This window comes from Bacteroides oleiciplenus YIT 12058 (assembly GCF_000315485.1).
GTDB lineage: Bacteria > Bacteroidota > Bacteroidia > Bacteroidales > Bacteroidaceae > Bacteroides > Bacteroides oleiciplenus.
In genome coordinates, this window is the sequence record NZ_JH992940.1 from 1,822,741 (window position 1) to 1,835,434 (window position 12,694).

General features: G+C 44.9%; 9 protein-coding genes. 3 read left to right on the forward strand and 6 right to left on the reverse strand.

The window, feature by feature from the left end; all coding sequences use genetic code 11:
• Nucleotides 1-42: 42 nt before the first annotated feature.
• Nucleotides 43-2,121 (forward strand): beta-galactosidase, encoded by a 2,079-nt coding sequence (locus HMPREF9447_RS07680; RefSeq protein ID WP_009129138.1) that lies wholly within the window; start codon nt 43-45, stop codon nt 2,119-2,121.
• Nucleotides 2,122-2,276: 155 nt separating this feature from the next.
• Complete coding sequence (locus HMPREF9447_RS07685; RefSeq protein WP_009129139.1) at nt 2,277-2,972, forward strand: SGNH/GDSL hydrolase family protein; 696 nt, start codon at nt 2,277-2,279, stop codon at nt 2,970-2,972.
• A gap of 99 nt (nt 2,973-3,071) precedes the next feature.
• Here the strand turns inward: HMPREF9447_RS07685 and HMPREF9447_RS07690 are convergent, their stop codons facing one another.
• Both HMPREF9447_RS07690 and uxuA read right to left on the reverse strand, forming a co-directional pair.
• Nucleotides 3,072-3,887 carry an SDR family oxidoreductase gene (locus HMPREF9447_RS07690; protein ID WP_009129140.1) on the reverse strand — a complete coding sequence of 272 codons (816 nt, stop codon included), beginning with the start codon at nt 3,885-3,887 and terminating at the stop codon, nt 3,072-3,074.
• Between the two features lie 18 nt (nt 3,888-3,905).
• Nucleotides 3,906-5,078, reverse strand: a complete 1,173-nt coding sequence (gene uxuA / locus HMPREF9447_RS07695; protein WP_009129141.1) for a mannonate dehydratase — start codon at nt 5,076-5,078, stop codon at nt 3,906-3,908.
• A gap of 200 nt (nt 5,079-5,278) precedes the next feature.
• On the opposite strand from uxuA, the gene HMPREF9447_RS07700 reads away from it, so the two are divergent.
• Nucleotides 5,279-6,157 (forward strand): helix-turn-helix domain-containing protein, encoded by an 879-nt coding sequence (locus HMPREF9447_RS07700; RefSeq protein WP_009129142.1) that lies wholly within the window; start codon nt 5,279-5,281, stop codon nt 6,155-6,157.
• Nucleotides 6,158-6,159: 2 nt separating this feature from the next.
• On the opposite strand, the gene HMPREF9447_RS07705 is transcribed toward HMPREF9447_RS07700, so the two are convergent.
• From HMPREF9447_RS07705 to HMPREF9447_RS07720, 4 genes are read right to left on the reverse strand one after another with little or no spacing between them, the layout of a single operon-like run.
• Nucleotides 6,160-7,782, reverse strand: a complete 1,623-nt coding sequence (locus tag HMPREF9447_RS07705) for a hypothetical protein (protein WP_009129143.1) — start codon at nt 7,780-7,782, stop codon at nt 6,160-6,162.
• A 13-nt stretch (nt 7,783-7,795) separates the two neighbouring features.
• Entirely contained in the window at nt 7,796-8,944 is a 1,149-nt protein-coding gene (locus tag HMPREF9447_RS07710) for a DUF4249 domain-containing protein (protein WP_009129144.1), read from the reverse strand.
• A gap of 6 nt (nt 8,945-8,950) precedes the next feature.
• Nucleotides 8,951-11,683 (reverse strand): TonB-dependent receptor, encoded by a 2,733-nt coding sequence (locus HMPREF9447_RS07715; RefSeq protein WP_009129145.1) that lies wholly within the window; start codon nt 11,681-11,683, stop codon nt 8,951-8,953.
• A 2-nt stretch (nt 11,684-11,685) separates the two neighbouring features.
• Nucleotides 11,686-12,375: a hypothetical protein gene (locus HMPREF9447_RS07720; protein WP_009129146.1), complete on the reverse strand. Its 690-nt coding sequence runs from the start codon at nt 12,373-12,375 to the stop codon at nt 11,686-11,688.
• Nucleotides 12,376-12,694: the final 319 nt, after the last annotated feature.

Below are 12,694 nucleotides of genomic sequence, written 5' to 3' on the forward strand. Positions count from 1 at the left end.
GCGTACCTTTGCCTATATATAAACCTATCAAGTAAAATACCCATGAAGAAACTGATTTTCACCTTACTCTGCGCCTGTCTGACGACCGGAATGCTCTTTGCACAACCTGCATGGTTCAATGACAAAGACCTCACCCTGACCGGTGCTTACTATTATCCCGAACACTGGGACGAGAGCCAGTGGGAACGCGATTTCAAACAAATGCACGAACTGGGCTTCGAGTTCACGCACTTCGCCGAGTTTGCCTGGGCACAACTGGAACCGGAAGAGGGGAAGTATGACTTCACCTGGCTGGACAAAGCGGTTGCCCTGGCCGATAAGTACCAGTTGAAGGTTATCATGTGCACTTCTACCGCCACCCCACCCGTCTGGTTGAGCCGCAAGTATCCGGAAATCCTGATTAAGCAGGAAGACGGAACTATCCTCGACCACGGCGCACGCCAGCATGCCTCGTTTGCTTCTCCCGTTTACCGGGAACTATCTTATAAGATGATAGAGAAGCTGGCACAGCATTACGGCAACGACCCGCGCATCATCGGTTGGCAGCTCGACAACGAACCTGCCGTGCAGTTCGATTATAATCCTGCTGCCGAAGTAGCTTTCCGCCAGTTCCTGAGAAATAAGTACCACAACAATATTAAGGAAGTGAACGATGCCTGGGGCACAGCCTTCTGGAGCGAGGTTTACTCGTCTTTCGATGAGATTACCCTTCCCAAAACCGCCCAGATGTTCATGAATCATCACCAGATTCTGGATTATCGCCGCTTTGCCGCCGGGCAGACGAATGACTTCCTGAACGAGCAATGCCTGCTCATCAAGAAGCATGCCCGCAACCAATGGGTGACCACAAACTACATCCCTAATTATGATGAAGGACATATCGGTGGCAGCCCCGACCTTGACTTTGTGAGCTATACCCGCTACATGGTATACGGCGACAACGAAGGCATCGGCCGTCGCGGATACCGTGTGGGCAACCCGTTGCGCATCGCCTTTGCCAACGACTTCTTCCGCCCCGTGCAAGGCACCTACGGAGTAATGGAACTCCAGCCGGGCCAAGTGAACTGGGGAAGCATCAACCCGCAACCCCTGCCCGGTGCCGTACGCTTGTGGCTGTGGAGTGTTTTTGCCGGTGGAAGCGACTTCACATGTACCTACCGCTACCGCCAGCCACTCTACGGAACAGAGCAATACCACTACGGCATTGTAAACACAGACGGCACCACCATCACCCCCGGCGGACGGGAGTTTGAACAATTCATGAAAGAAATCAAGCAACTACGCACCCAGGCAAAAGCCCGTGAGGTGAAGCCTGCCGATTACCGGGCACGCCGCACCGCCATCCTCTTCAACCACGAGAACGCATGGAGCATCGAGCGGCAGAAACAGAACCGCACCTGGAACACAATGGCCCACGTCGAGAAGTACTATCGCACCCTGAAAAGCTTCGGCGCCCCAGTGGACATCATCAACGAAAGCAAAGACTTGTCGCAATACCCTGTAGTGATTGCCCCTGCCTATCAGATGGCGGACAAAGCACTGGTGGACCGCTGGACCGAATACGTAAAGCAAGGCGGAAACCTGGTGCTGACCTGCCGCACTGCACAAAAAGACCGTTACGGCCGTCTGCCCGAAGCTCCCTTCGGCTCCATGATTGACGAGCTGACGGGCAATGAGATGGAATTCTACGACCTCCTCCTTCCCGAAGAACCGGGAAAGTACGTCATGGACGGTAAGGAATACACCTGGAATACTTGGGGTGAGATACTGAAACCGGGCAAGGACTGCCATACATGGGGCAAGTATATCGAAGAATTCTATGAAGGAAAACCTGCAATCAGCACCCGAAAACTCGGCAAAGGCAGCATCACGTATGTAGGCATCGATAGCACGGACGGCGCTCTGGAAAAGGATGTATTGAAAAAGCTGTATGCTGAACTGAACATCCCCGTCATGGACTTGCCCTATGGCGTGACAATGGAGTATCGCAACGGATTGGGCATCGTACTTAATTACAGTGACAAGCCTTACTCGTTTACGCTTCCGGCAGGGGCGAAAGCTCTGATAGGGACAACAGATATTCCTACGGCAGGGGTATTGGTATTCGCACTGAAGCAATAGGCAGGCCTTATTGTTGCAGATACATTGCCAAGTCTTTGCCACTGCATTGGCAAACTTTTGCCACAGGACTGGCAAGCTACTGCCAATGCAGTGGCAAAGTCTTGCCAGTCCTGTGGCAAGAAACCTACAATACTAACCATAAAAATCCGATAAGTATGAGAATGAAATCAATCCTGAAGAAACTACTATTTACGGGCTGTTGTCTGTCTGCCATCGTCAGCCATGCACAGCCGGCAACTACCGATTCGTCATCAGATGAACTTAAAGGCAAACGCATAGGTGTCATTGGAGACAGCTATGTCAGAAACCATAAAGAACCCGTAGAAAATACCTGGCACTATGCTTTCGCCCGGAAACATGGCATGGAGTATTTCAATTACGGAAGAAACGGAAGCAGCATAGCCTATTCCAGTCCCCGCTGGGGAGAAGCCATGTATTTAAGGTATAAGGAAATGCCGGACAGTTTAGACTATGTCATCGTAATTGGCGGGCACAATGATTCCTTCAAGCTGGACTCCATCGGAGGCATAGGCAACTTTAAAGACAGGCTGGGAATACTTTGTGAAGGACTTGTTGAGAAATATCCCACAGCCAAGATATTCTTTTTCACCCGGTGGAACTGCAGGGACTTCAAAGGAAGTAATTCGGAGAAAATAGTAGATGCAATGATTGAAGTCTGCGGCAATTACAGTATTCCCATTTTCGACTGTGCCAGGAAAGGGAGTATCTATGCCGATAACGATACTTTCAGGAAAATATATTTCCAGGGAAACAAGGATACGGCACATCTGAATAAGAAAGGGCATGAACGTTTTCTGAAAGTGGCGGAAAGCTTCATACTTCAGTATTGACCATACATAGGGTAGATACTTAAACAGGCAGATAAAGATTCAACTTCATCTGCCTGTTTTTATAATAGCCCGTTCTCCGGTGTATTCCGGCAACAGTTCTTATACTCCGCTGAATGCACTGAAACCACCATCAATCGGCAGTAACGCTCCCGTCACGAAGCTGGCGGCATCGCTGCACAGGAATTGTACGGCACCGTTCAACTCGTTGATATCACCGAAACGTTTCATCGGGGTCTTAGCCAGTACTTTCTTACTGCGGTCCGTCAGTGAGCCATCGGGATTGATGAGGACTGCACGGTTCTGGTCGCCGATGAAGAAGCCCGGAGCAATGGCATTCACCCGAATACCGTCTCCATACTTCAATGCAAGTTCGCTTGCCAGCCACTGAGTGAAGTTGGCAACGGCTGTTTTCGCTGCCGAATAGCCCGGAACACGAGTGATGGCACTGTAAGCTGCCATAGAAGATACATTCACAATGCATCCTTTGCCTTGTTTAGCCATCACTTTGCTGAATACCAGAGACGGGTAAACGGTTCCGTTCATATTCAGACTGGTCACTTTATCCCAGCACGCGATGTCCATATCAAAGAAGTTCTGGTCGGGAGCAAGGGTAGCACCCGGCATGTTGCCGCCGGCAATGTTCAGCAGGATGTCAACACGTCCCCATTTAGCAACGATATCGTCGGCCAACTTTTCGAGGCTGGCAATGTCCAGCACATTACCTACGATGCCGATAATGTCTTCACCGTAAGTCTTCAGTTCTTCCACGCGCTTGTCCAGTTGTTCCTGACGAATATCGACCGCTACAACTTTAGCACCTTGTTCCATAAAACATTTGGCAATACTGCCACCCAATACACCACCGGCACCAGTGATCACTGCCACTTTGCCTGCAATACTGAATTGTTCGTTCATAATGTCTTTTTTTAATTTTTAATTATTAATTTCATCCTGTATCACTGCCATCATTCCCTCCACCTGTGCCAGTGCCAGCATGCGGCCGTGGAATGAGTATCCGGGATTGTAACCTTTGTCTTCATCACCCAGCATCATCCGACCATGGTCTACACGCATGGGGAGTCCCGGGTTTTCTTTCTCGAAGGTACGGATAAGGTCAATCAAGTGTCCGCGTCCTTCCAGGTGGGAGCTTTCTATGAAGTTGCCGCCAGGCATGGCAGCCGTACTGCGCAGATGCACAAAATGAGTACGCTTTGCAAACTTCTTCGCCAAATCACGGGTATCGTTATGCTCGCCTGCGCTGAGTGAACCTGCGCAGAAAGTTAATCCATTGTGCGGGTTATCCACTGCATTCAGGAACCAAGCGGTATCTTCTTCATTCGTCACAATGCGAGGCAAGCCCAATACCTGAAACGGTGGGTCATCAGGATGCACACACATATTCACACCATACTCTTCACATACAGGCATGATGGCAGAAAGGAAATAGCGCATGTTTTCACGAAGTGCATCACGGTCGATGCCTTCGTACAAAGCCAGCAATTTCTTGAAGATATTCACCGGATTCTTATCTCCTTCCTTAATATTACCGTTTACGAAACCTTGCGTCTTCACAATAATCGTGTCGATGAGGTCGTCTTTCTCGGCTTCGGTGATTGTCTTGTCCAGTTCCGCCACTTTCGCCAGTTCTTCGGGAGAATAGTCTTTCTCAGCTCCTTTGCGTCCGAGGATGCGGAGGTCGAAGTAAGCGAAACGAACGCGGTCAAAATAGAGGGATGACGTACCGTCAGCCCAGGGATGCTGCAAGTCCGTACGTATCCAGTCGATAACTGGCATAAAGTTATAGCAGATAGTCTTCACGCCACATTTTCCCAAGTTTGCCAGACTGACTTTATAGTTTTCTATCAGTTGGTCACGCTCCGGCCCAGCATATTTGATTGCCTCGCAAACCGGCAAACTCTCCACCACAGACCAGCGCAAGCCATAGGATTCAATGTATTTCTTCAAATCATTAATAGCTTCCTCTGTCCAGATTTCACCATTCGGCACATCGTGCAAAGCGGTTACAATACCTTCTACGCCTATCTGCCTCAGCATATCCAGCGTAATCTTATCCTTCTTGCCAAACCATCTCCAAGTCTTTTCCATTTTCGTTCTTTATTTATTCATTAATGTTCAACGTAATAAAAGTATCCTAACTCTCCTCCTTCAAGAAGGAGGAGAATGAAGTTACTACTAATTATACGTTAGAGCTTCTGTATATTTGATTATTCTTTTGCAAAAATAGCGAATTGATTCACGGACTTTTTTTCCTATATTTGCAAAGAATAACTCTAAATTTGCCACTTATGAAGTCAGCCACCCGAAGAATGATAAATGAGCAACTCCCTATCTCAGAGTCATCGCCCATCAAAGCCCGTTTCTATGATTATGCTCACTTTACATACCCATGGCATTTTCATGCCGAATATGAAATCATCTATTTCAAAGAAGGCACGGGAACCAGCTTCATCGGAAACAGCATGGAAAACTTTAGAGACGGGGATTTCATCCTGATTGGTTCCAACCTCCCCCACTACATGAAGAGCGACGACATCTATCATGCCGCCGACAGCAATCTCCGGACCAAAGGCACCATCATACAGTTTGAACAGGACTTTATGCAGTATTCCATACGGCACTACATCCAGTTTACCAAAATAAAAAAGCTGTTGGATGATTCACAGAGAGGCATATACTTTCCTGCCGGATGTTCCGGTAAAGCAATCGACTTACTTGAAAATATTCCTTTGGAGTCCGGCATGGATCAGATTCTATCTATCCTGCAACTGTTCAAAGAGATGTCCGATATAAGTTCCAAAGTCATTCTTCCTCCCTCGGAGCAAATGGACCAGATACACGGCAACTCCCGGATAGACAAAATCCTTGCCTATCTGAACCAACACTATACGCGCCATATGGATTTAAATGAAATCTCTTGTCTGGCTGCCATGTCTCCTGCCTCCTTCTGCCGTTTCTTTAAAAGTAAGACAGGCAAAACCCTGAAAAACTACATACTGGACATGCGCATTGGATATGCCTGCAAGCTACTCTCCTTAGACAATATGAATATCTCCCAAATCAGCACCGAATGTGGTTTCGATACAATATCCCATTTCAACAAATCTTTCAAGAGGAATACCGGTTTTACCCCGACCGAGTATAGAAGACGAATGCTGGCTGATTAGAATTACTGCACAACAAACTCGCACTGGGTTCTAACCGCTTCACCTGTAGCGGTAATCCCTTGCAAAGTAACCACGTACCGCCCTTTCATATCCGACGTATAGAAACTAACGGTATCCGTTGCAGGCGTAATTTCCGGATTCCAGTAAAGCGTATGGCGAAAGTCAGGAATACGAGATTTTATTTGCTCCTCCAAAGCATACACCGGAGTCACAAAGGCAGGCCTGTTTTGCGGAAACTCATAAGCAAACAGTTGGGAATTCTCGTCCAGACGCAATCCGGGAAGTGAACCCTTATGTGTTATCAACGAAACAATCCCATCATACAGTTTGCCGCCAAATGTATATCTGCCACTATATTGATGAATAAAGTGCAATAGGCGCGCATTATAGTCCAGCACTGTCTCATGATTTTCAATAGGAACTCCATCTATCAATACTAATGCTTTCAAGCTACTAAAGCGTTTCATATCCTCTTGCAATAGCCTGATAATCGTTTTGCCTTCCGATTTACTTACGCGTATTCCCATCACAAACTCAATGAATGCTTCACGCACTGTATTGAAACGAACATATTCATCCAGATTGTAACTGATTGATGGATAAAAATCATGCAATTGTTCCAAGATACTCTTGTTATGGGTAGAGTCAACCGGCAAGATGTGGTGTAGTTGCGCTCCGATACTACGTTCTACCAATGCTTCCTCATTATATGCTATGCGGAGTTTCGGAAGTTTTGCGGGTAGTATCCCGGCAAAAGGGGAAGCTATTTCCAATCGAGCCTGACGCCCGCTTCCCGGCAAAGCCGACAAAACAATATCCTGCATATCCGTTATTCCCGAAGTATAAAAGGCATAAGTGCCGTCAGGTTGTGATTGTCCGTCAAAAATCCGGATATCCTTACCCACACAAGACAACCGTGCATCCACAGAATCAGCAGATGCTCCTATCAACCTCCCGACTACGATATGTCCCTCACATTCGGCAATAAGATGATTATCAGGATCATTGTCCGATTTTAATAAATAACCGGAAGTTGGAAAAGCAGGCATCACACAGTCTTTCCTCACTACAGATAAAGAGAGTTCTTTCATATTAGGCGACAACTGGGGTAATTTCAAAATCACCCTGTTACGGTTACCGTATACGGATTTATCTGTTGACAAACGCAACGGAGAAGTAATCATATTATCAGAAATCAAGGCCGCTGAATCCGTCAGGACTTCCACATTATCTTCCTCCATAGCCTGATTGGTATTCAACACAGCAATGTATTTCTTTGGAAAACTATCTGCTGACTGATTCCTCATATAACGGGTATATGCCGTAAGCTGATAAGTGCCCGAATGCATCGTCTGAGGAAAGCGGACATGCCCCCACCCTACACCATTTTGCAGGGCTATCTTACCTTGTACATACATCTGGCGCATATCACTAATTTCCACATAGGCCACTTTACTTGTCAGACTTTCACCAAATGCGGAGTCGGTTACACAAACCTTTATCCACAAATCTTCCCCTGCCAGATAATTGTCCTTATCAGTATATATTCTCATGCACTCAGTAGTCTGAGCCTGCAAAGCCACTACTGAAATTAAACAAATGATGATGGATATTATTTTCTTCATGATACTTCTGATATTAATATTCTCTGTCCGGTAACGGCCAGAAAGAAGGTTTATTGAGAGTCGCACCCAAAGTGCGAACGTCTGTGCATTCTTTGGGGGCCCACTGGTAACTTAGTATATCAGGATAAGCAATACGATACCCATCCAAATACAAATCATGGTTAGACCTGCCACCTATCTCTTCATCCGTCAGACAGCTACAATCATACGGATTATCATATTGTATATCATTAGTCGAAATATAAAGTCGATATTCACTTACATTCATATTGACTCCCACATAGCCTATCGCTTGTTTATCCGGATTACTGCAAGTGATATTGGTAGGTAGTTCCGACGGTTGGGGAGTAAACAACCCACCCATACTCTCACTCAGTTTCGCCTTATTCTCATAATACTCAAATTCTCCTTTCGACAAAGCCCTCTGCTTAATCAGCGTACTATAATAATACGAAACCCTAATATTGTCGGAAGCAATAGAATACATCTTTTTATTCTTCAACAGATTCTCTACATTCGATTCTGTAGAACCTACAAGCGTTTTACTGGATTCGGAATGCCCCCAACCTTGTGCATAAGGAGCTTTTTCGAAAATCTGAACCTTTTCTGTCAACGGGTCGTAAATCCACTTGGAATAAAATGCCGCTCTCACTTCCCAGTCTTCTTCATAAGTCCAGATATAATATACCGTGCCGTCCGCTTTCTGTGTAGAAAGGCGTATATATATAGTGCCGTAATTCTCCGGCTGCTCAAAGGTGACATCTGCAACTGCGGGGGTTTCTATCGGATATTGAAGTTCAGAATTATAAGTATCCCCTTCATACTTCACTTCCAGTCCATAACGAACCTGCTTATTCAATGTTCCAATCCGCACTTGATACCGGCCATCGCCAATAGAAGTTCCTATGATGCGCGTCCCGTCATCCCCTACCACACTGACATCGGCAACAATCTGGTTATACCCTTCGGGCAAGTCTTCCTCATTCAAAGAAAAGGTGCGGCTCAATGCAAACACCACGGTACTATCCGAAATGATATTGCCCTCAATCACTAATAACCCTACACCGTCATCCGGAAGTTTCGCATTAAATTCATCAATACAGTTGCTCAGAGTAAACAATAGTAAACCTGCCAGGACTAATATATTCATTCTCTTCTTCATACCGCTTTAGAATTTAATGTTATAAGTAATAAAGGGAATGGGAGCACCAAAAATGGACATCCTATATCCTTGTATTTTCCCTTTTTCAGATACGTAATAAATGGAGTAAACATTCTTTCTTCCGGTCAGGTTATAGATACCGAAAGAAATAGAACTATGCGTCAACAGAGTCAGATGGTGGCTCGGCTCCACATTGAAAGCAAGGTCAAGGCGGAAGTAATCTGGAACCCGGTAACTATTACGGTCCGTGTAATATACTTGCATAGACTTCAAGCCTTGGTCATAGTATTGTCCGGCAGGGATAGTGGTAGGGCGTCCTGTACTGTAATCCATATTGAAAGATACACTGTATCGGCGGGTGAACTTATAGTTTCCTACCAGCTTGAAGTCATGCGGTTTGTCATATTCCGTCGGATACCATTCACCATTATTGACGGGGCGGGCTATACGCGGGTCATTCTGGCGCAGGAACGTGCGGGAATAAGTGTAGCTTGCCCATCCGTTCAACTTACCTGACGGTTTCTTCACCTGGACCTCAACGCCATAGGCATAACCTTCCGTGTTTATCACATCCGTTTCCAAATGATGATTCATCACTAACTTGGCAGAACTGCGATAATCCAGATAATCATTGAGTTTCTTGTAGTATCCTTCCACTGATAATTCCAGTACCTGCCCGGGAGTGTTATAGTAGGCTCCTGCTGCCAACTGCCAGCCATTTTGAGGTTTTATGTTAGCATCACTCAGTTTCCAAGTATCCGTGGGCGACATAATCGTAGTGTTCGACACCTTATGAATATATTGCCGCATTGTGTTGAAACCCGCCTTTACCGAGAAGTCATCATTGAAAGCATACCGGGCAGATAGTCTGAATTCAGGTCCTTGATAAGTTTTAACGACTTTTCCACTACCCACTGATACGGAATCGACAAGGGTAGCAGAAGAGGGAAGCATGCCATCCTGATAAGTATAATAGGTACGCGGCCCCAAGAGGTTGAACATGGAGTAGCGTATGCCTGCATTTACAGATAGTTTAGGAGTTACTTCCCATTGGTCACCGATATAAATGGCACTTTCCATAGCTTTATCCTTCTGAAGCTGATCCCGTTTTACTAATGAACTTTCATGCAACGGTTCATAAGTTCCCGAATTTATATTATAAAACTGGCTCATAAGTCCGAAATTCAACGTATGGGCATCATTGAGCTTGTAAGTGAAATCCGCTTTCCCAAACCATTGGTTAATGGCGAATGACAACCGGACAGCAGCTGTCTCCTCTACACTCTCATCATTCAGATAATCATAATGGTCATAACCGAAAGAAAAATTCCCGGTCAACTTCTCGGAAAAGATGCTTCTCCAATTCGCTGAGAGGTTCATATTGTTATAAGCATACTTCTGGTTATCGTTAAAAGCAAAACGGTCGTGACTGTAATAACCGTATACATTCAGCTTATTCCGTTCATTCAGTGTATGCGAGAACACACCCCCCAAATCATAAAATCCGGCTTTTCCATCACGGTACCCACTCTTCTCAGGTAGCAACTTCATAATCCAATCCGAGTAAGTGGTACGTCCGCTCAGAAGAAGCGATGTTTTCTCTTTAATGATGGGTATTTCAAGATTGAGTTTACTGGTCACAAGCCCGATGCCTGCCGAACCTGTAAACTTCTCCTTACTGGCTTCTTTACTGGTGATATTCAGCACAGAAGCTATGCGTCCTCCATACTGGCTGGGGATACTACTTTTATAGAGTTCTGCATCCTTTATCATATCCGAATTAAAAGCAGTGAAGAAGCCGAACAGATGGTTAGGGTTATAAATCGTTCCGTTGTTCAGTAATAACAAATTCTGATCCGCAGCACTTCCGCGAACATTGTAGCCACTGGACGCTTCACCTACAGTTTTGATACCCGGAAGAGTCTGAAGCATTTTTAAGAGATCCACTTCCCCCATAGCTGTAGGGATATTCTTTAGTAAGCTGGGCTGGAACTTTTCCATACCCAACTGGGTACTTCTTACATTTTGCACACGTCCGGAAACAATTACTACCTCATCCAGCAGATGATTCTCCTCTTCCAACTCTATATGGGCAGTTCCATCTCCATAGACCATAAACTGCCGACGAGTTCCTTTTATATTCAATCCATTGATTTCAATGGTGTTATATCCTACAGGCAGCTTAATCGTGAAATTTCCCTGACGATCAGTAGCAGTGGCAACCCACGGTTCCCTGTGTACAATATTAATGCCTTCCAAATTCTGCCCAGATTTAAAATCCGTCACTCTTCCAGTCAACGTCACCATCTCTTCAGAGGAGGGCTTATACTTATTTCCTATTTCATACACTTTATTCTCAGAAGAAGATTTCACTATAGGGATAAAAGAAGAAGATTGCTCATCATCTGTGTTCTTTTCACCTTTCAGAACCGGAGTAAGGGTTGTAGACAAATACGCATCCGGAAGAATAAATATCTGATTCCCATAAACAGTGACTTTGTAGCGTGTGGGAGTCAATGCCTGTCGCAAACTCTCAGCAGTAGGTTTTACAGTCTCACTCCTTTTCACTTTAAAAGGTTCTGCAATTGTCGTATAGATACGGCAAGAGGTACTTTTTTCAACAGCATCTATCAGTTCAAAAATAGAAATACTATCTGTCGTCAGCTGTTGTGCCCATACAGCAAAAGGAGACATAATAAATAGAACAACTGCTATATATTTTATAGAATGTACTTTCATAGCTATTTCTTATTAATCAGAGAATCAGCATATTTTGTCAATGCAGTCAAAGTCTCAGCACGATGAGAAATGCTAAAGTTCAAGTCTTGTTCTCTTGCGTATCTCTTTAACTGTTTCTTATAGACCGGAAAGAGTTTAAGAAAGCTGGAACGGGAGGTTACTATATATTCCGTATCATCTTTAGACAACACAAAGCGCGCATTCTTCTCGAATTTCCTATAGCTAATCCTATTTTTCTCAACAGACGCTCCCAACCTACACAAAACGTATTGCGTCAGCCTCATCTGCGGACTATTATACAGCAACGCAGAGTAAGTATCCTTATGAGGCATAAACTTCTTCTCACCAATAATGAAGTAATCCACTTTCCTCATATCCACCTGAAGAAGTATCCGCTTTTCGGGAGTAATCACAATCAACTGTTTCTTATAGGTATCATAGCGGAGCTGTATATCAGTATACAATAGCCCATTATAGCAAACTGCACCTTTCTGAAATTCATCCGTATCCCAGTAAGGATGGTTAATATAAAAATAAGGGCTATAGCCAACTTCTACTTTATTGGTATAAAGAGCAGCATAATCCCCTGCCGTCTTTTTGAATTCCTCAAAAAGTGGTTGCTGTGTATACACCGGAGTAAGAATACAGAATGTGCATAGCAGAATGAGCAAGTGTGTTTTTCGAATATTCATGGAGTATTTGGATTAAAAGGAACTTTATTGTCTAAAAATAGATAATATATATAGGACTAATACCAATTCGGAGTATATCTTTAGATTTATTAATCATTCCAGTTCAAGTTTAGTGATTATACGTGACAGGGCGAGATAATTCTCCCGAATATTCTATTTGCAAGTTTTCACCCGAGACATCACATAAGGTTTTGCCCGTCTACCACCGACACCTCAGCATTTTCCGCTTGAATAGATGAATTCACTATGAGGTGGCCCCTAACATATCCCAATGGAAAACAACACTCTGCGAAACCAACCGTATAGGTTCAAAATACAG